Source organism: Vibrio sp. 10N.286.55.E10 (genome assembly GCF_002872555.1).
Taxonomy (GTDB): Bacteria; Pseudomonadota; Gammaproteobacteria; order Enterobacterales; family Vibrionaceae; genus Vibrio; species Vibrio crassostreae.
In genome coordinates this window covers 1-20,482 of sequence record NZ_MCSD01000060.1, presented here as the reverse complement: position 1 = coordinate 20,482, position 20,482 = coordinate 1, and the positions used below count along the sequence as shown (strand labels likewise).

At 43.1% G+C, this 20,482-nt stretch carries 18 protein-coding genes and 1 tRNA gene; 12 read left to right on the top strand and 7 right to left on the bottom strand.

The features are described 5' to 3' along the window. Positions 1 to 74: 74 nt before the first annotated feature. Positions 75 to 2,105, bottom strand: a complete 2,031-nt coding sequence (uvrB, locus tag BCV39_RS21275) for an excinuclease ABC subunit UvrB (RefSeq protein WP_055319718.1) — start codon at positions 2,103 to 2,105, stop codon at positions 75 to 77. 509 nt (positions 2,106 to 2,614) lie between these two features. Here uvrB and BCV39_RS21270 point away from each other — a divergent pair. After that, positions 2,615 to 2,690, top strand: a tRNA-Asn gene (locus tag BCV39_RS21270). 205 nt (positions 2,691 to 2,895) lie between these two features. Here the strand turns inward: BCV39_RS21270 and BCV39_RS21265 are convergent. The 5 genes from BCV39_RS21265 to BCV39_RS21240 form a co-directional block, all read right to left on the bottom strand. Continuing rightward, positions 2,896 to 3,336, bottom strand: a complete 441-nt coding sequence (locus tag BCV39_RS21265; RefSeq protein WP_102286074.1) for a hypothetical protein — start codon at positions 3,334 to 3,336, stop codon at positions 2,896 to 2,898. Positions 3,337 to 3,355: 19 nt separating this feature from the next. Further along, positions 3,356 to 4,687, bottom strand: a complete 1,332-nt coding sequence (locus tag BCV39_RS21260; RefSeq protein WP_102433500.1) for an excinuclease ABC subunit B — start codon at positions 4,685 to 4,687, stop codon at positions 3,356 to 3,358. A gap of 678 nt (positions 4,688 to 5,365) precedes the next feature. Further along, a complete protein-coding gene (sph, locus tag BCV39_RS21250) occupies positions 5,366 to 6,853 on the bottom strand; it encodes a sphingomyelin phosphodiesterase (protein ID WP_241902319.1) in 1,488 nt (495 codons plus the stop codon). 102 nt (positions 6,854 to 6,955) lie between these two features. Further along, complete coding sequence (locus BCV39_RS21245) at positions 6,956 to 7,321, bottom strand: hypothetical protein (protein WP_241902320.1); 366 nt, start codon at positions 7,319 to 7,321, stop codon at positions 6,956 to 6,958. A 145-nt stretch (positions 7,322 to 7,466) separates the two neighbouring features. Beyond that, positions 7,467 to 8,234 carry a winged helix-turn-helix domain-containing protein gene (locus BCV39_RS21240; RefSeq protein ID WP_240699189.1) on the bottom strand — a complete coding sequence of 256 codons (768 nt, stop codon included), beginning with the start codon at positions 8,232 to 8,234 and terminating at the stop codon, positions 7,467 to 7,469. An 874-nt stretch (positions 8,235 to 9,108) separates the two neighbouring features. On the opposite strand from BCV39_RS21240, the gene rsxA reads away from it, so the two are divergent. From rsxA to BCV39_RS21195, 9 genes are all read left to right on the top strand, one after another. Then, complete coding sequence (rsxA, locus tag BCV39_RS21235; protein WP_004734039.1) at positions 9,109 to 9,687, top strand: electron transport complex subunit RsxA; 579 nt, start codon at positions 9,109 to 9,111, stop codon at positions 9,685 to 9,687. Between the two features lie 2 nt (positions 9,688 to 9,689). Beyond that, positions 9,690 to 10,283 carry an electron transport complex subunit RsxB gene (rsxB, locus tag BCV39_RS21230; protein ID WP_017103577.1) on the top strand — a complete coding sequence of 198 codons (594 nt, stop codon included), beginning with the start codon at positions 9,690 to 9,692 and terminating at the stop codon, positions 10,281 to 10,283. Positions 10,284 to 10,290: 7 nt separating this feature from the next. After that, positions 10,291 to 12,861 carry an electron transport complex subunit RsxC gene (rsxC, locus tag BCV39_RS21225; RefSeq protein ID WP_102431662.1) on the top strand — a complete coding sequence of 857 codons (2,571 nt, stop codon included), beginning with the start codon at positions 10,291 to 10,293 and terminating at the stop codon, positions 12,859 to 12,861. Next, complete coding sequence (gene rsxD / locus BCV39_RS21220; RefSeq protein WP_102431663.1) at positions 12,861 to 13,907, top strand: electron transport complex subunit RsxD; 1,047 nt, start codon at positions 12,861 to 12,863, stop codon at positions 13,905 to 13,907. The genes rsxC and rsxD overlap by 1 nt, the downstream gene beginning before the upstream one ends. Before the next feature lie 12 nt (positions 13,908 to 13,919). Further along, positions 13,920 to 14,549 (top strand): electron transport complex subunit RsxG, encoded by a 630-nt coding sequence (gene rsxG / locus BCV39_RS21215; RefSeq protein WP_048662060.1) that lies wholly within the window; start codon positions 13,920 to 13,922, stop codon positions 14,547 to 14,549. Then, positions 14,549 to 15,241 carry an electron transport complex subunit E gene (locus BCV39_RS21210; protein ID WP_012603531.1) on the top strand — a complete coding sequence of 231 codons (693 nt, stop codon included), beginning with the start codon at positions 14,549 to 14,551 and terminating at the stop codon, positions 15,239 to 15,241. Before rsxG ends, BCV39_RS21210 begins: the two co-directional genes overlap by 1 nt. 164 nt (positions 15,242 to 15,405) lie before the next feature. Beyond that, complete coding sequence (gene nth, locus BCV39_RS21205; RefSeq protein ID WP_010437137.1) at positions 15,406 to 16,041, top strand: endonuclease III; 636 nt, start codon at positions 15,406 to 15,408, stop codon at positions 16,039 to 16,041. A gap of 127 nt (positions 16,042 to 16,168) precedes the next feature. Next, positions 16,169 to 16,585 carry a lactoylglutathione lyase gene (gloA, locus tag BCV39_RS21200; protein ID WP_004734046.1) on the top strand — a complete coding sequence of 139 codons (417 nt, stop codon included), beginning with the start codon at positions 16,169 to 16,171 and terminating at the stop codon, positions 16,583 to 16,585. Between the two features lie 201 nt (positions 16,586 to 16,786). Continuing rightward, positions 16,787 to 17,221, top strand: coding sequence for a DUF2753 domain-containing protein (locus BCV39_RS21195; protein WP_004734047.1), 435 nt, complete (start codon positions 16,787 to 16,789; stop codon positions 17,219 to 17,221). Positions 17,222 to 17,316: 95 nt separating this feature from the next. Here the strand turns inward: BCV39_RS21195 and BCV39_RS21190 are convergent, their stop codons facing one another. Beyond that, on the bottom strand, positions 17,317 to 18,198 hold the full coding sequence (locus BCV39_RS21190; RefSeq protein ID WP_004734048.1) for an OmpA family protein: 882 nt from the start codon (positions 18,196 to 18,198) through the stop codon (positions 17,317 to 17,319). A gap of 188 nt (positions 18,199 to 18,386) precedes the next feature. On the opposite strand from BCV39_RS21190, the gene rnt reads away from it, so the two are divergent. Next, positions 18,387 to 19,031: a ribonuclease T gene (gene rnt, locus BCV39_RS21185; RefSeq protein ID WP_017061178.1), complete on the top strand. Its 645-nt coding sequence runs from the start codon at positions 18,387 to 18,389 to the stop codon at positions 19,029 to 19,031. 65 nt (positions 19,032 to 19,096) lie between these two features. Next, entirely contained in the window at positions 19,097 to 20,422 is a 1,326-nt protein-coding gene (locus BCV39_RS21180) for a Na+/H+ antiporter family protein (RefSeq protein ID WP_048659751.1), read from the top strand. The last annotated feature ends 60 nt before the right edge of the window (positions 20,423 to 20,482 follow it).

Sequence of the window (20,482 nt, the reverse complement as noted above, 5' to 3'; positions counted from 1 at the left end):
ACTGGCTGTTTTTTTGTCTGAACCACTCTCAATTCTTATCTTGAGGGTATGAACTTCTTGAGTAAGAAGTGAGACTAGCTGTTGGTAATGAATTGCTTTCTCATCTGTTCAATCTCATCACGCTTTTGCGCCGCCAACTCAAACTCCAGATTCTGAGCATGCTGATACATCGCAGCTTCTAGCTTACTGATCTCTTTATCAAGCTGCTGTGGCGTAAGCACTGCATAACTTTCAGATGGCTCAGCCACCTTAGATAGTGGAACTTGCTTAGATTGACGCTGCTGTTTCGACTTGGTGATGTCACCCAGCTCCATAATATCTTTGATATTACGTTTCAGCGCTTGTGGTGTAATACCTTGCTCTTCGTTGTAGGCCTGTTGTTTCTCACGACGACGATCGGTTTCATCAATCGCTTTTCTCATCGACTTAGTAATCGAGTCACCATATAAGATCGCCTTACCTTCGAGGTTACGCGCGGCACGACCAATGGTTTGGATCAGAGAACGCTCAGAACGCAAGAAGCCCTCTTTGTCTGCATCAAGAATCGCCACCAACGATACTTCCGGCATATCCAAACCTTCACGAAGTAAGTTAATACCCACTAACACGTCAAACTCGCCCAAACGTAAGTCTCGGATGATCTCGACACGCTCAACGGTATCGATATCAGAGTGCAAGTAACGCACTTTAACGCCATGCTCACTTAAGTATTCGGTTAAGTCTTCCGCCATTCTCTTAGTTAATGTTGTGACCAACACGCGCTCTTCTTTCACTGAACGGATTCTGATTTCAGACAACAAGTCATCCACCTGAGTCGCGACCGGTCTTACTTCAATGATCGGGTCTAACAGGCCAGTAGGACGCACCACTTGATCAGCAATCTCGCCATCTGATTTTTCAATCTCGTAATTACCCGGCGTTGCCGACACAAAAATCGTTTGTGGAGCTATAGACTCAAATTCTTCAAACTTCATTGGACGGTTATCCAATGCAGAAGGCAATCTAAAGCCAAACTCGACCAAGGTTTCTTTACGAGAACGGTCACCTTTATACATCGCACCAATTTGCGGCACAGTCACGTGTGACTCATCGATGATCAGCAAACCATCCTCAGGCAGGTAATCAAATAACGTTGGAGGCGCTTCCCCTTCCGCACGGCCGCTCAAGTATCGTGAATAGTTTTCGATACCGGAACAGAAGCCAAGCTCAGTCATCATTTCAATATCAAACTGAGTTCTTTGAGAAATACGCTGCTCTTCGAGAAGCTTATTGTTGTCTTTTAAGTATTGAGCACGATCTCGCAATTCATCCTTGATGTTCTCAATCGCCTCGAGGATTTTTTCTCTTGGGGTTACATAGTGAGTTTTTGGATAAACGGTAAAGCGCGGTAAGTCTCTTTGCTTAATCGCACCAGTCAGTGGATCAAAGATACTAATGCAATCGACTTCGTCATCGAACATCTCAATTCGAACCGCATCTTGGTCAGATTCAGCCGGAAAGATATCGATCACTTCACCACGAACTCGAAACTGACCACGTTCAAAAGCGACGTCGTTTCTTGAATATTGCAGTTCAGCCAAACGGCGCAAAATATCACGCTGATCCATCACCTCACCACGACTCAAGTGAAGCATCATCTTCAAATACGACTTAGGGTCACCAAGACCGTAGATCGCCGACACAGAAGCCACAATGATGGCGTCTTTTCGTTCTAGTAAGGCTTTGGTTGCCGAGAGCCTCATCTGTTCAATATGAGCGTTCACAGACGCATCTTTCTCGATGAACGTGTCCGTGGTTGGAACGTAGGCTTCAGGTTGGTAGTAATCATAGTAAGAAACGAAATACTCAACGGCATTGTTTGGAAAGAAAGATTTCATCTCACCGTAAAGTTGAGCCGCCAATGTCTTGTTAGGCGCTAATAGGATCGCAGGTCTTTGAGATTGGGAAATGACGTTGGCAAGGGTAAAGGTTTTACCAGAGCCCGTTACCCCTAATAGAGTTTGATGTGCCAAACCAGAATCTAGTCCATCTAATAATTTGGTTATCGCCGTCGGCTGGTCACCGGACGGGCTGTAGTCCGATACCAAGTCAAAGAGTTTGCTCATAGGTCGCCATTTCCATACTGTTTTTTTAATCAGGTCATTGTCACTCTAGGTGGAGTGTCGTTGCAACTATTATCTAGAGAAATGCATCTTAAGATCAGATATCAGTTATAGCTTTTATTTTTAGAACTTGGTATTATCCGTGCCCCTGCAAGATCTCTTCAGCTAAATTACTCGATTTTTAATCCACTACTTTTCCCCAAAAAATCTAAAAATACCGCTTGTTTTACTGTTCGGTTTATAATCTACAAAAGTTATACAATCGCGATATTTTGATATAAATCTTTTAAATACATTGAGTTAGATAAAATTTTTACATTTTTCGATTTATCCCAATGATTGTTGTTAAAGTTTCACACACACACTTATCCACAATTTTGGTGGATAACTAAAGCAAAGCTAAATCCAATAAGGTGTTCAAGAAAGTAAAGTTTTTTATCTTACTTTTTTCTGATATTTTTTATTGACAGAAATTCGGACAATTATTAGAATTCGCGTCGCTAACAAGCAATTCCCCTTTAGTTCAGTTGGTAGAACGGCGGACTGTTAATCCGTATGTCGCAAGTTCAAGTCTTGCAAGGGGAGCCAAATTCAGAAAAAAGCCCAATCTTTCGATTGGGCTTTTTTCGTATGTAACTGCGACTAACTTGTTCCAAGTTAATGTCACAAACTTAGCCGCTCACGTTCATCGTTGATCAAAAAAGCCACGAACTAATCCGTGGCTCACTTAACTTTTGAGACTACAAACTACCCGAGAAGTAATGGGTATCTCGTAGAATCCATTTATATTGCATTATAGGTGACGAGCGATCGTGTCCGTCAAAACCGCAGCTACCTTATCATCGCCAGCTTGATCGCCTTTACTGTAGGTATTGATCTGACGCTTCGATGAATCGTGGATATTAGTGATGGCTACCACTTCTCTCTCAATACCAAATCCAACCAACTTAATCATCAATTCTTTATTTTTGAATGAGTCGCCAACGATCACGATAGAGTTAAAATCTTTCAGTAGCTCTTTAGTCAGATCTTCAACTTGAACATCATTACTATTAATAAAAAAGATATCCGCAGATTTCGCAGAGCTTCGCTCTCCAGCAGACTTCAGTTGGATTTGCTGCATCTCATTGAACACACCATTATCTTGCGTTCCAATGGTAGATAGGCTCGCAGCATTAGAAGCCAAAGACAATAGCAGTGTACTAGCAAAAACAGTACTTTTAACAAAATTCATTCTCTTTACCCTCTAATAACTAAAGAATTGTTTCTTTCATGATGCGGAACGTTTGACCTTTATCGTCAATATCGCAATCGGTATCGATCGTAATGCCGTAGTTAGAATCTCTTTGGTATAAAGTTGACTCATTCTCATTAATTGACCAACTACTGCCATACATATTGAGATAGGCGCGCGAAACCGTCACCGCATTGCCGAATACCAGTTTTTGGTCAACACAAGTATTCCAATCAGCAGTGTAGTTTTCTTGCCACGTCTCATAGCTCTTTAGGTCGTAAACTCGGTACAGGTCTTCACCCCAAATTTCAGCAGCGTTCTTTACATGCCAAAATTCTGCAGATGGAGCATCTCTGTAATACCCAGCTTCTCCCACAGCTTTTGTATTAATAGTCTGGACAACCGAGTGGCCGATATCATTGCCTTCATCAACCGAGGTGTAATTCAACATATTGTGTGTCTGACTCGATTCTTTAGTTTGGCTAAAACCAAACCCAACACCCAGACCAGCAGACGGACCATCTGATTTGCTCGCTTCAAAAGAGCCAGTAATATCGAAACTCAAAGACGTACTCTCAGCTAACGAAATCTCTTTGTTCAAATTACTCGAACTTGGAAAGCTTTGCTGGTTCACAAACAGATTTCCATGTCGTCTTTGAGGGAGACAGTAATCGTTGTTTTTATCGTTTTCACACTCTTCAGACAAGTACTTCCAAGTCAGCCTTGATTGCTCTTTCGCATTATTAGGAGCCTCATCAACGGCTTTCTTGTGAGCCCAATTGTAGGCATTGTCACCTGACATGAAATTAAATTGAGAATTACCATGGAAGATCTGACCTAAGTATCCTTCTGGGTAATAAAAGTGTGGCGCAACTTTCTCATCTTCCCACTCGAAAAAATAGCCTCCGTCGGCAAGGGTTTGACGCGTGACATTCATGCTACCGTCAACCGCCATAATATAGTTAGTCTTATTTGACTGAGAAAACATCAACAAATCGATGGTACGTGCGACATCAACCTGTTCATGAATTTTGTACTTCTCCTTACCATAGCTATAAGCACCATTCTGAGAAGTGATAATAAATTGCTCTTCAATTTGACCATCTTCTATTCTGGCATGCTGACAGAGGTTCGCAATTTTTCCAGGTAAACCCTGCTGCTCTAGGTGATTGTTAATGTATTCTACTTTGGCATTAAAGATATCACAGGCTGTCGCAGGATCATCGTACGCAACATACTCATCAGCCCCTTTGAAGTAGGCATCATCAATTCCAGGGATAGGAGATGCATTAACATAGCCAGATAACATAGAGACTGTTATCAAGCTCAAACTGAAGTGTTTTAATTTCATCACTCGTTCCTTTTAACTGCATTTGCACCAATATCGATGCCTTTTAAAATTAGCGAGTAAAAAAAATATATTCACAATAAAGTTGTAATAAAAAAATCTATTTATCGTTGAATATACCTGAAAATACCAAATTGGACATTTTATATATCGCAGGAGAAGTTAAGACCGTTCATTTTAGATTCTTCGTCCTTAAACCTCCGATAACAATGGGAAATAAGCCGACCTTGTTCTACACGATACGAGAGGCCTGAATGTCCTATGTTAATTCTCTTCCGCCATATTAGTAGGTCTTCAAGTGAATCTACCTTCTCTATTTGAATTTGTATTTTTTCAAAGTATCCATCAAAGTTCATAATTCAACATCTTACCAAAGCCAAAAACCATACCAACTAGTTTTTATAATTAAGGTACTTATAAAAACCAAATTTCAAAAATTCGGTTAGCCAATCACTAACCAACCGATAATTGAGAGAATTATTTTTTTATAATGTAAAAAGCCACACTAAAGTGGCTTTTTATTTAACGATGGTGACCTCTGGGCTGCATTGATGGCTAATCAACCTCACAGCTTACTATCACCAAACACACTCTAATGTTTCACTATTTACAATAAACCAAATGAGTCAAGTAGTACTGAAAATCAAGTAATTTCAAGAAAAATCAACATTTAGAATATGTTCATTTATAAGTTAGACTCAATTCCCAGTCAGAGAATTCAAAGTTATCCATCTCAATAATGAACAGCCCATTTTCGCTAACTGGCAGCTCCTTAGTCGCTTTGATGTACGTATTTATAGGCTCAAGATATTTGTCCGCTGATGTCCAAAAATGATGCGCATGATCATAAATATATACGACATCACCATTCTGGATGCAGCTTTCGGATTCTGTTGGGCGGCTGATCTTCATGAAGTCAGAAGAGTCGTGATCTTCGGTATAATACGTATTACTACTATAGGTCCAGTAGTAATCTTTATAATCATCTTTCCTTGAGATCTGAACATAGTCATTGTCGTGAATACAAGTACCATTATATGGATGCCAGTTATCTAACTTAAACTTAGCGTTGGATTGCTCTCCATCGCGACCGTAGGTAAGCCAGCCATTAGGCACATTTGGATCCGCGTAAACATATTCACCAGTCGATCGATGCTTTAGCCTGATTGAGTTATATGGCTTATTGATTGGACGCACACTATGAATTGGCGTGCTTTCATCTGCATACTCAAACGCAGCGACAGGGAAATGGTCTGAATACTCATAAAAGTAATACGGCTCCTGTGTGCCAGGTAAAGCAACTCTATCCGATGCGATATCTAACACTTGGTTGTGCCAGTTCTTGGGTTGCTTGTGACTACGCTCGACCAGAACATAGTCAAGTAATTGCCCTTTTAGATCAGAATAGTTTGCGTGTGCTAAACCATTTACTGCAGGGTCCCATGAGTAAGGCGCACCGGCGTAATTGGTCGGCTCTGCTACATTTAAGGTCTCGAGCATTGAAGAAAACTCTTGTGACTCTTTTGCTACATTTAGATCACCAGCAATAAAAAACATTTCGTCAGCTGAGCGATTTGCCCCGAAAATATAATTCTCTATTTGTGCAAACTGGTCTTGTCTAACCACAGAGGGAGGAGTTTTGCAGGTATCATCATCAGCTTGAACGTGAGTGCCGATAATATTGTATCTCTCTCCACCTTTATTAATGACGGTATGTATAAAACCTTTTTGAGATGCCCAGTCTGCACCGCACCCATCTCTGAAGATCACTTGTGACTTGTACTCAATCGGATATTTACTGAATACAATCACGCCGCCATCATCAAGAGATGTCGATCGCCAACCTTCAGTGTGATCCCAGCCATTTTTTGTACGGCCTAAGACAGGAGTTAAATATCCAAACTTCTGAGCGAGTGCATCGATAAGTATTTGGCTCGCTTGGTTGTCGAACACTTCGTTAAATATAACCACGTCAGTATCATCAAAAACCGAAGAGTTCGCCAATAACTGTGCTCGTTTATTTGGATTAGTCCCACCAACGAAAACGCCGAGACGATGATCCAGCATATAAATGTTATAATTCATTATCTTGGGGGGTGAGCTGATCTCCTCAGCTAGCGAATTAAGACTGATCAGTATGAGCAAGACTGATATTAGATATTTAGTCATGGTTAGTGCATCTCCTATTAAACTGAGATGCATCCTCCCATAATGACACAATTGATAATAATGAAATAGACCTAAAAAAAATATCAAACCATAGTTAAAATATTAATAGTCATCATAAAAACCTTCAATTGGTAAATCCTCAACTTTTACAGCAACCATTTTCTTTACAGGACTATTTGAAATGATAAGCATATATTGGTTCGGCAACTCTTCAACAACTTGAACCGATTTAAAAAACGATAGCTTTTTTCGCGCTTCAATATATTTATCATAAACGAGCATGTCGTCATCATGTTCAAAATCAATGTCTCCATGATCAACGCGTTCTTCACGCAAGCTTACATTAAATAGCCCATTACTCTTGCGAATAAATTTTCCTTTTGTGTAAATATCTAAGGTGTTATTGAGTCCAGCTTCTTTTATAATCGTAACCGCCTCAAAATTTTCATCACTGATCACGACGTCCATGTGCTCCGTGGCCATATAGTCACCATCTATTGTCATATAAAGGGTCGTAGAGTTGACCAAAACATTATTTTTCGAACGTAGACTATATGCAATGGAAACCAGCATTAAACAAAGACAACACAGAAGAAAGTAAACACTTTTATTTTTAGTGAACATAGCGACTAAGCTCCGCTTTAACCATACCAACCAGATCATCCGTTGATTGAGGAGATTCAAACAAAACCACTAAATTGACAGGCGGTGCCAGTGGCTTGAGTATTACAATAGATAAACTTTCTTGAGAATGAGCAAGGATCAATCGGCTTAACCTACCTTGTTTAACTTCTTGAGAAACCAAAAGCTTAACGCCTTTTGCAACCAATTTGGCCTCTTCTTCATTATCACAATAGACAGTTAAAGCTTCGCTAGAAAACATTTTAGTCAGTGGAAGCCAGCTCGTTAACTTAGGGGCTTTTGCAGTGAACACCAACGGAAACAATGCCGCAATCGCTATGAATAAGCAGCCTAGAACAATATAGATTTGATTACGTCCGAATGTGAATCGTGTGTTTTTTTCGGAACTCTCTTCAAAGCTCTCAGTCTTACAACTTGGGTCTCCAGCTAATAAGTTGTCTTGGTTATCTGATTTATCATCATCGTCTTCTAGCCACAACACCGCCTCACTTTCGAGTTTATAACCAACCTTAGCGACCGTTTTTAGATACTTTTGTTGCTTCCCATTATCCTCAAGCAAAGTACGTATCGCGCTGATCGATTGTGTCAGTGAGCCTTCAGAGACATGTTTTCCTGGCCAAGCTCTTTTCAACAAATCTTCTTTAGTATTAATTTTTCCAGCGTTTTCACACAACATTAGAATCACAAGATGATCGTGATAGCCGATGCGCTTTTCTTCATTTTTGAGTAAATCAGTCACTAACGGGTGGTCTAAGTGGATTAACCAATCATTTACTTTGTACATAAATTAGCCTTGAAAAATGAATAACCATAATATTTATACAAATATATTTTCCATGGATAAATATTGGGGTTATTTAAAATAATTTTTATATGTCACTTGATTCATTCAACCATTTACCACTAACCGAACGTTAACAGGATTAATTAAATGGTTATTTAAAAAGGCAAAATAAGTAACTTTTTTGTAAACGCAACTATATATAAAAAAAACACCGTCATGAAACAAAAAAAACTAAAATACAGATATTTAAAAATTGACAACTAATTCATAAAAAAATAACAGATAATTACATTGGATTATTAAGAAATATTTAAACTTAGTTCAAAAATTGACTAATAATGACAAGAAATGTCTTTTAATTTTTTTTCTTACTTATAAGCACATCCGGTTATCTACGTTCACTAAAGGTTTCACTTACAACAAATTAATGTTTACAGATTAAGTTTTTGCGCACGTTAGGCTCATTTTAGGCTGACTATATTGGCTATCACCACCATCTCTATCGTGAAACCGATTTCTTAAAAGCTGATGCGTATAAGTCCTAAATCAAAGTAAAACTCCTAGCTTTAAACAAGAAAGATTGACAACATACTCGTTAAAATTGTTAATTTCATGCTCAAGAAAACCATACCCAACAGCCGTTGTACTTCCATGCCGCGAGCGTTTGTCGTAGGTTTTAGCCCAACCGATTTGTTGCGATTACATCTGCTATCCTCTTATTAAGCGTATAAATTTCCATCAGACATACAAAACCACACCGTTCACTGGTTGTTATTAGGTGAGCAAAGCAGGATAATATCGGGATCGGAATCTCAAGAATTAATCCATTATGACCGAATACCTTTTGTTGTTGGTTGGCACAGTGCTGGTCAATAACTTTGTGCTAGTGAAGTTTTTAGGGCTATGTCCTTTCATGGGAGTCTCCAAGAAACTGGAGACTGCGATTGGCATGGGCCTCGCGACGACTTTCGTTCTGACGTTAGCGTCGGTCTCTGCATACCTAGTAGAAACCTACATCCTTACCCCTCTGGGTATTGAATACCTGCGTACCATGAGCTTCATCTTGGTTATCGCGGTGGTTGTTCAATTTACGGAAATGGTGGTTCACAAAACCAGCCCGACTCTTTATCGCCTATTGGGTATCTTCCTACCTCTTATCACTACCAACTGCGCGGTGTTAGGTGTGGCACTTTTGAACATCAATGAAAACCACAACTTCATTCAGTCGATCATCTATGGTTTCGGCGCAGCGGTGGGTTTCTCTCTTGTTCTGATCCTGTTTGCTGCGATGCGTGAGCGTATTGCGGTTGCTGATGTTCCAATGCCATTCAAAGGTGCTTCGATTGCGATGATCACAGCAGGCCTAATGTCTCTGGCATTTATGGGCTTTACTGGGTTGGTGAAATAAGCATGAGTACCATTTTAATTGCGATCATTGCGCTAGCCGTTTTAGCCGCTATTTTTGGCGCTATTTTAGGCTTTGCTTCTATCCGTTTTAAAGTAGAAGCCGATCCTATCGTTGATCAAATCGATACCATTTTACCGCAAACTCAATGTGGCCAATGTGGCTACCCAGGTTGTCGCCCATACGCAGAGGCGATCGCTAACGGAGACAAGATCAACAAATGTCCTCCTGGCGGCCAAGCAACCATTGAGAAGCTAGCAGACTTAATGGGCGTAGAAGTTGAAGATTCCGCTCACGACTTAGATAACAAAGTAAAAACTGTTGCTTTCATTCATGAAGACATGTGTATCGGTTGTACTAAGTGTATTCAAGCTTGCCCTGTCGACGCTATTGTTGGCGGTACCAAGGCTCTGCACACAGTAATCAAAGACGAATGTACAGGTTGTGACTTATGTGTCGCACCGTGCCCTACTGACTGTATCGAAATGATTCCAGTGGCAACAACGACTGAAAATTGGAAATGGCAGATGAACATCATTCCTGTTACTGACATCACTAACCAAGCGACTGATGCGACTGCGTCAGAGCCTAAGGCATAGGGTTAGTATGATCTCTTTAATTGAACAAATTCGCACGGGCTCTATTTGGAACTTTCCGGGCGGCGTGCACCCTGCTGAAAACAAGAAACAGTCCAATACCACTGACATCGTTCATGCCAGACTTCCCGAGGAAATCGTTCTTCCTGTAAAACAACACATCGGTAAGCCAGGTAACTTATTGGTTGCTGCGGGTGACACCGTGCTAAAAGGCCAACAACTTACTGCCTTAGATACTGGTTTTACGTTACCTGTACACGCACCAACGTCAGGTGTGATTACCGCTATCGAACCAAGAACTACCGCTCACCCTTCAGGCTTGAGCGAAATGTGCGTAGTTATTAAACCTGATGGCTTAGACACTTGGATTGAAAAAAATCCAGTTGAAGATTTCTCGACAAAGACTTCTGACGAACTGCTTGATGTGATTCGCCAAGCCGGTATTTCAGGCATGGGCGGCGCAGGCTTCCCTACGGCTAAGAAGCTTCAATCAGGCCTTGGTCGTACCGACATTTTGATCGTCAACGCTGCGGAATGTGAACCTTACATCACCTCTGATGACAAGTTGCTTCAAGAACATGCCGACGAAGTATTAAAAGGCATCGAAGTCGTTGAACACATCCTTCAGCCAAAGCTGACGGTTATCGGTATTGAAGACAACAAGCCAAACGCGATAAAAGCGCTTGAGATTGCAGCGAAAGACAAAGATATCGTCATTCGTGTTATCCCAACTAAGTATCCTTCTGGTGGTGAGAAACAGCTGATCAAGATCCTCACCAACAAAGAGGTTCCGGCTGGCGGCATTCCTGCAGACATTGGTGTTTTGGTTCAAAACGTCGGCTCGCTTTACTCAATTAAGAGAGCGGTAATCGACGGTGAACCAGTGGTCAACCGCGTGGTGACTTTAACCGGTAAAACCTTTAAGCAACCTCGTAACGTGTGGGCACTATTAGGTACACCAGTACACGAGTTACTAGAAGAGTTTGGCTACAAAGCGGATAAAAAACTGCCACGTTTGATTTTGGGCGGCCCGATGATGGGCTTTACCTTGCCGCATGCCAATGTGCCAATCACTAAAACGTCGAACTGTATTTTAGCGCCAACGCGTCGTGAGATCTCACCAAGCACTTACGAGATGGAATGTATTCGTTGCAGCGCGTGTGCTGAAGCTTGTCCTGCGTCTCTACTTCCTCAACAACTGCAATGGCATGCCAAAGCCAACGAGTTGGATAAGTGTGAAGAGCTGAATATTAAAGACTGTATTGAATGTGGTGCTTGTGCGTTTGTCTGCCCAAGTGAAATCCCTCTTGTTCAGTACTATCGCCAAGCGAAAGCCGAAATCAAAACTCGAAAAGATGAAGCCGCTGCTGCAGAGCGCGCCAAGATTCGTTTCGAAGAGAAAAACGCTCGTATGGAGCGTGACAAAGCAGAACGTGAAAACCGCTTCAAGAAAGCTGCTGACAACCGTCGTAAAGATATGAAGTCTGCGGATGGGGATGATGCGATTGCAGCTGCAATTGCTCGCGTTAAAGCGCAAAAAGCTGCGGCAGACCAAGCTCCTAATACGGAATCCGCAGTGAAACCTGCGGTAGCCGCTGCAATTGCGAAGGCAAAAGCGAAACAAGCTGCGGCTCAGAAAGCGGATAGCACTGAACCTGACAATTCTGAAATGTCAAAACTGCGCGAAGAGCGTAAACGACAAGCTAGAGAACGCAAAGCACAACAAGCTTCAGCTGAGACTCAAGCCGAAAACTCTGGTGATGGCAAGAAAGATGCCGTTGCTGCGGCCATTGCTCGTGCTAAAGCCAAGAAAGCACAACAAGCGGAATCTGCTGCTGACGCTCCGGTTGAAAGCTCTGGCGATGCCAAGAAAGATGCGGTCGCTGCCGCTATTGCGCGCGCCAAGGCGAAGAAAGCTCAACAAGCTGAATCGGCTGTTGACGCTCCAGCTGAAAGCTCTGGCGATGCTAAGAAAGACGCAGTTGCTGCGGCCATTGCTCGTGCTAAAGCCAGGAAAGCTCAACAAGCGGAGTCAGCTTCTGATGCTCCGGCTGAAAGTACTGGCGATGCCAAGAAAGATGCAGTTGCTGCCACTATCGCTCGCGCTAAAGCGAAGAAAGCGCAACAAGCTGAAGCCGTTACTCAAACAGAAAGTGAAACTCCGGTTGAAAGCTCTGGCGACGCTAAGAAAGACGCCGTTGCTGCAGCTATCGCTCGTGCCAAAGCGAAGAAGGCGCAGCAAGCGAAACAGGCTGAGACAGTAGAAACTCCTAAGCCAGTACTCGAAGTGGTAGCTGAAACTCAACCAGAAGCTGTCGATCCTAAGAAAGCTGCTGTTGCTGCCGCTATCGCACGCGCTAAAGCGAAGAAAGCACAGCAAGCTAAGCAGGTCGAAGCTCAAGAAGTCGCTCCCGAACCTGTGGCTGAACCTTTAGTTGAAAAAGAGACTGTGGTTGAAGCTGAGGCTCAATCAGAACCCGCCGACCCTAAGAAAGCAGCCATTGCTGCCGCAATTGCTCGTGCTAAAGCAAGAAAAGCGCAGCAAGAGCAAGATAAAAAGAACAATGAGGAGAAAGAGTAGTGGCCTTCTTTATCGCCAGCTCACCGCACGCACACAATCGTAGAAGCACCCCAGATCTCATGAAATGGGTGGCTATTTGTGCATTGCCAGGTCTACTAGCTCAAACCTACTTCTTTGGATGGGGTACGCTCATCCAGTTAGTATTTGCTATCGCACTTGCTGTTACCTTTGAAGCTGCCGTAATGCTGTTGAGAAAACGTCCACCAGTAATGGCGCTACGTGATTACAGTGCTGTTGTTACTGCTTGGCTACTCAGTGTCGCTATTCCTCCACACTCACCGTGGTGGGTTCTAGTGATAGGTATGTTCTTCGCAATTATCATCGCTAAGCACCTATATGGCGGCCTTGGGCAAAATCCATTTAACCCAGCGATGGTCGCTTACGTTGTTTTGTTGATCTCATTCCCTGTTCAAATGACCAGTTGGAATGCACCGAGCAGTTTAACAGCTGAAGCAACAAGTTTTGTTGACTCATTTTTGATGATCTTTACAGGCTTCAACAATGAGGGGCTGTCTCTACAGCAAGCTCGTTTAGGTATAGATGGCACCACAATGGCGACGCCGCTTGATGCATTTAAAACCGCATTAACGGCAGGCAACACCGCTTATGAAGCTCTGTCTCAACCGCAATTCAGCTGGCTAGCTGGCGTGGGTTGGGAGTGGGTGAACCTTGCCTACCTAATTGGTGGCTTGGTACTTATTAAGCAACGCGTGATTCAATGGCATATTCCTGTGGCTTTCATCGGCAGCCTTGCGCTGTTTAGCCTAGTGTTCTTAATCTTAACTCCAGGTGAAACTGCTTCTCCAACCATTCATCTATTGTCTGGTGCGACTATGCTAGGCGCATTTTTCATTGCGACCGACCCAGTTTCAGCATCAACAACAGTGAAAGGTCGCTTAGTGTTTGGCGCTCTGATCGGCGGTTTGGTATTTATCATCCGCAGTTGGGGTGGTTTCCCTGATGGCGTGGCGTTTGCTGTATTGTTAGCCAACATGTGTGTTCCACTGATTGACTACTACACCAAACCTCGTACATACGGTCACTAAGGAGCGGATGCCATGCTAAATGCAATTAAGAAAAACGGCCTTGTACTCGCGATTTTTGCGTGTGCATCGACAGGTTTAGTGGCGGTAACCCACTACCTAACAAAAGATCAGATCAAACAGCAAGAACAAGCTCAGTTACTGTCTGTTCTTAACCAAGTGATCCCGCACGATCTTCACGACAACGAACTGTTTTCGTCTTGTACTTTAGTACAAGCAGAAGAGCTTGGTACTGAGCAAGCGATGCCAGCTTACATCGCTAAACTTAACGGTGAGCCAAGCGCGATTGCGATCGAAGCGATTGCACCAGACGGCTACAATGGCGCGATTAAAGTCATTGTTGGAATGAAGATCGACGGTACTATTTTAGGTACTCGTGTGCTTTCTCACCAAGAAACTCCAGGTTTGGGTGATAAGATTGATTTGCGTGTAAGTGATTGGATTCTTTCGTTTGCAGGCAAACAAGTAACAGATTCTAATCTTGACCGTTGGAAGGTTCGTAAAGACGGTGGTGACTTTGACCAGTTTACTGGCGCGACCATTACTCCTAGAGCGGTCGTGAAATCTGTCAAACAAGCGGTTCAGTACGTTAACCAAAACAACCAAGCATTGCTTGCTCAACCTCTAAATTGTGGTGGTGAATAATGAGTGACCATAAAACACTGATCAAAAATGGCATGTGGGCCAATAACCCCGCCCTAGTGCAACTTCTTGGGTTATGTCCACTGCTGGCTGTATCGTCAACAGTCACTAACGCGCTTGGGCTCGGCATTGCTACCTTACTTGTACTGGTCGGCTCAAACGTTTCTGTTTCTTTGGTTCGTAACCATGTACCAAAAGAAGTGCGTATCCCAGTATTCGTAATGATCATTGCATCGCTAGTAACGTGTGTTCAACTACTGATGAACGCATACGCCTATGGGCTTTACCTATCTTTGGGTATATTTATCCCGCTGATCGTAACCAACTGTATAATCATCGGTCGTGCAGAGGCCTTCGCTTCAAAAAATGAAGTGCTACCAGCGGCTCAAGATGGTTTTTGGATGGGTCTAGGCATGACATCAGTATTGGTCGTGTTAGGTGCGATGCGTGAGATTATTGGTAACGGGACCCTATTTGATGGCGCAGACCTGCTGCTTGGTGACTGGGCTTCTGTGTTACGAATCCAGATATTCCAATTTGATAACAGCTTCTTGTTAGCCCTGCTTCCACCGGGTGCCTTTATTGGTGTTGGTTTCTTAATTGCTTTGAAAAACATCATCGATAACCAAGCAAAATCTAGACAACCAAAACAAGAGAAACCAGTCATTGAACGCGCTCGCGTTACCAATGCCTAATAAGTTAAATTAGCTTAAACTCCGCTGATCTAGCTCAATCACTCAGCGGGGAAAATCAGATCTAAACATTATATATAATAATGACGCTCATAAGAGCGCGTAACCGATGATAAAGAAGAAGCAATCCAAGCTTCATGCCCTAACTATTTGAAAGTAATGTCGCTATGAACAATGTAAAACGAGTAGAAATACTTGAGCGTTTAAGAGAAAACAACCCAAAACCAGAAACCGAGCTTAACTGGAACAGCCCTTTCGAGTTGCTGATCGCTGTGCTGTTATCTGCGCAAGCAACCGATGTCAGCGTCAACAAAGCCACGGATAAGCTTTACCCTGTGGCTAATACTCCACAAGCAATTTTCGACTTAGGTGTTGATGGCTTAAAAGAGTACATCAAAACTATCGGCTTATTTAACTCAAAAGCAGAAAACACTATCAAAACGTGTCGTATGCTGCTTGACCTACACAATGGTGAAGTACCGGAAGATCGCGCTGCATTAGAAGCCCTTCCAGGCGTTGGTCGTAAAACAGCAAACGTAGTATTGAACACAGCCTTTGGTTGGCCAACCATTGCCGTTGATACACACATCTATCGTGTATCAAACCGCACTAAGTTAGCGATGGGTAAAACCGTCGACGATGTCGAGGCAAAGCTGCTCAAAGTTATTCCCAAAGAATTCAAACTGGATGTCCACCATTGGCTCATTCTTCATGGTCGTTACACCTGTGTCGCGCGTAAACCACGCTGTGGCAGCTGTATCATTGAAGACTTGTGTGAGTTCAAAGAGAAAACGGACGTCTAGGCTCATAAGCTGTTAGCCCTAAGCGAAAGAAGCTAACAAGCCTATTGGCCAAAAAAGCACCGCGTTTATCCTGCGGCATAAAACAGAATTACAAAAACGTATACATAATTAAAGCTAGGAGCAAATCATGTCAAACGGTCGTATTTTACACACCATGCTACGCGTTGGTGATCTAGACAAGTCTATCGAGTTCTACACCAATGTAATGGGCATGCAGCTATTACGTAAGAACGAAAACAAAGAGTACGAATACACACTGGCTTTCGTTGGCTTTGGTGACGAATCTCAAGGTGCTGTGATTGAGCTGACTTACAACTGGGGCACGACTGAATATGACCTTGGCTCAGCTTTTGGTCACGTTGCTATCGGTGTTGATGACATCTACACAACGTGTGATGCGATTAAAGCAGCAGGCGGTAATGTGACACGTGAAGCTGGCCCGGTTAAAGGCGGCTCTACTCACATCGCATTCGTTAAAGATCCTGACGGTTACATGATTGAGCTTATTCAGAACAAACAAGCAAGTGCCGGTCTAGAAGGTTAATTCCTCAACCTCTTTGCGAATTTGGGCTTGAACGCCTGATGAAATGAAAAAAAGAAGTGAGCACTGTGCTCGCTTCTTTTTTATGTTTCCACGCACGAACAATACCCTTCACCAATTATTATTAACAATCTCACCAATGAAACTTTACATGATAATGATTATCATTTAAATTAAACACCTATTGATTAGTGAGGTAACACAATGATTAGCGAATGGGAAAAACACACGTTACTTGCCGATACTGCATTGCAGCTCGACGATCCTGTACGAAGTATTCTCCACTATCAGCAAGCATTGAACTTGAGCGAAGAAATCACTGAGCGTACCGATATTCAGGCTGACGAACGCCTACTGATCTCTGTGATCTCTTGCCACAATCTCGCGCAATTCTGGCGATGGGCTGGTGATACCGAATACGAGCTCAAGTATCTTCAATTGGCTTCAGAAAAAGTGCTGACACTGATCCCGCAGTGCCCAAACACTCAATGTTCCAGCTTTATCGATTCTATTGGTTGCTGTAAGAAAGCGCTGATCGATTTCATGAAACGCCATCCCAATCCTAAAATTGCTTCTATGGTAGAAAAGATCGATACCGCGACCAACTGTGAAATGATCGCTCGTTTCCGCTTGAACTAAACGAGTTGCGTTTAGACAATGGCTCCAAATTTTAAAGACAAAAAAGCCCGTCATTACGACGGGCTATCTGATTTCAAAACAAGCAATTATTCTGCTTAAACCTGCGTACGACCTAAAGAGATAACAACGCGTCGGTTCTTGTCTTTACCAATTGGCGAATTGTTGTCTGCAATCGGGCGACGTTTACCATAGCCCTGAACTTGGATACGATCTTCTGGCAAGCCTAAAGATTTGAAGTACTCTCTTAACGATTCCGCTCTGCGCTCTGAAAGGTTTTGGCTAATACCTTTGCTGTCGACAGAATCGGTGTACGTTGCCACCAGCACAAGATCGATGTCTTGGTTATAGCGAACGTAATCGGCGATCTGGCTCAGCCTTTTGCGCGACGACTTGTTCAGCTGATCACTGTTACGGTCATAGTGCAAAATAGTGAAAGAGATATCTTCAAAGCTGTAAGGCAGCAGGTTAGCAACACAGTCACTGAACACATTGTATTTTTCTTGGAATAACACCGATGACAGCGACACTTCGATTCGCTGGTCGCGGCTCTGCCACTCTTGGTAACTGAATGTCGGGTAGCGCCCTTTCTCCAACTCACTCAAGATTCCCCACGCCGTTTGACCGCCAACGTAGCCATCAAATTGTTGGAAGAACTTAATGGTTGTCATGCGATCAGCACTTTCACCCGGACGCCAAGGTGGCGGCATCGAAATCAAGCTGACATTACGCGTAGCACCCATCGGGCGACGCATTTTAAGCTCAAAGTCCAAAATGATTTTTTTACTCGCGCGAGATGAGAACTCAGCATCACCAAAATTTGGGATAGGGTGAACCAAGCGGCATTCGAGTGGCGTGTTGGCCACCATCTCCCACGTTGACTGTTGAGGAGATGCTCCGTAACGCTTTTCTTGTGCCATTACTGGTGACGACATAAGTAGCGAAAATAGCATTGAACCTGTTATGAGTTGTTTCTTCATAAAGTGGAGTATCTCTTAAGCAATTCGTTTAACAATGCAGCCAATTGCCGCATTTTTCTCTCACGTTTAAATATGCAATTATCAAGCCGCAATGGATTAGGTAATTTATGATTTATTGCCCTTCCCTAGTTTTTATCACTGCTATTATCTGCAATAATGCAGCCTTAATCACACTTATTTGGGCTAACATGACTGTAGAAAACGAAGCTCTGACCCTAAAAAAACGCTTTCGTGGCTATTTTCCAGTGGTCATCGACGTGGAAACCGCAGGGTTTAACGCTGAAACCGATGCATTATTAGAAATCTGTGCCATTACGTTAAAAATGGATGAGAACGGAGATCTGCACCCTGCATCAACGCTTCATTTTCACATTGAGCCTTTTGAAGGCGCAAATATAGAGCAGGCAGCATTAGACTTTAACGGAATTAAAGACCCATTTAGCCCATTACGTGGTGCTGTGTCGGAACAAGAAGCCCTTAAAGAAATCTACAAGCTAGTGAGAAAAGAACAAAAAGCTTCAGATTGCAGTCGCGCAATCATGGTTGCTCACAACGCTACATTCGATTTGAACTTCGTTAATGCGGCAAGTGAGCGCTGTAAGCTTAAACGCGTCCCTTTCCATCCATTTGCTACTTTTGACACTGCAGCTCTTAGTGGTCTTGCCTACGGTCAAACCGTTTTGGCTAAAGCTTGCCGCACTGCAGGGATGGAATTTGACAACAAAGAAGCACACTCTGCTTTGTATGATACGCAAAAAACCACAGAGTTATTTTGCGGCATTGTAAACAAATGGAAAGCCCTTGGTGGTTGGCCTCTTGTTGACGAAGAATAAAAAATAGAGTCGGTAAACGTTCACTCGTATTGCCTTCATAAAAAACACAACATCCCGAGAATAATATGAATCCTGTTGTAATTTCAGTTTGCATCATGCTTGTTTTAGCTTTGATGCGCGTAAACGTAGTCGTTGCTCTCACGTTCAGCGCAATTATCGGTGGCGTAGCCTCTGGTATGGGCTTGAACGACGCAGTCGCGGCTTTCGAAAGTGGATTAGGTGGCGGTGCAACTATCGCACTTAGCTACGCTATGCTTGGTACATTCGCTGTTGCTATCTCACGTTCTGGTATCACAGATCTCCTTGCTCAAAGTGTTATCAAACGCATTCACGGTAAAGAGAACAGTGCAGCATCGACTGGTCTTAAATACGGCATCCTTGCGTCGTTGATCTTAGTGACCATGTCTTCACAAAACGTGATTCCTGTACATATCGCCTTCATCCCAATCTTAATCCCACCTCTACTAGGCGTATTCGCAAAAATGAACCTAGACCGTCGTCTAGTTGCGTGTGTGCTTACTTTTGGTCTGATTACGCCTTACATGGTGTTACCGATTGGTTTTGGCGGCATCTTCCTAAACAACATCCTGCTTAAAAACCTTCACGACAATGGTCTTGAAAACGTTGTAGCGAGCCAAGTACCTATGGCAATGTTGTTACCAGCAGCAGGCATGATCTTCGGCCTTCTTACCGCAGTATTCTTTACTTACCGTAAGCCTCGCCAATACAAAGAAACCTCTCACACTGTTGTTTCAACAGAAGTGAAAGAGATCAACAAGAAGCACATCCTAGTTGCAGCGGCTGGTATCGTAGCAGCGCTAACAGTTCAACTGTCGACGGGTTCTATGATCATCGGTGCTCTAGCGGGCTTCATGGTATTTACCTTCGGTGGCGTCATTGCTTGGAAAGAGACACAAGATGTTTTCACCAAGGGCGTTCATATGATGGCAATGATCGGTTTCATCATGATTGCAGCGGCAGGTTTCGCGGCAGTTATGAAGCAAACGGGTGGCGTTGAATCTCTGGTTGAAGCTCTTTCAACTAGCATCGGTGACAATAAACCACTAGCAGCGCTACTTATGCTAGTGGTTGGTCTACTGGTAACAATGGGCATTGGTTCTTCGTTCTCTACGATTCCAATCCTTGCAACTATCTACGTTCCACTAGCAGCAGCATTTGGTTTCTCACCAATGGCAACGATCGCTCTAGTAGGTACAGCAGCAGCACTTGGTGATGCAGGTTCTCCGGCTTCTGACTCAACATTAGGTCCAACGTCTGGTCTAAATGCTGATGGTCAACATGAGCACGTATGGGAAACCGTAGTACCGACGTTCTTGCACTACAACATCCCACTGATCGTATTCGGTTGGATTGCAGCTATGGTTCTGTAGTTAAAGAGTCCTACGCTATCTTTTATAAAGACCGCCTCGTGCGTAATGCCAGTCAGTTAA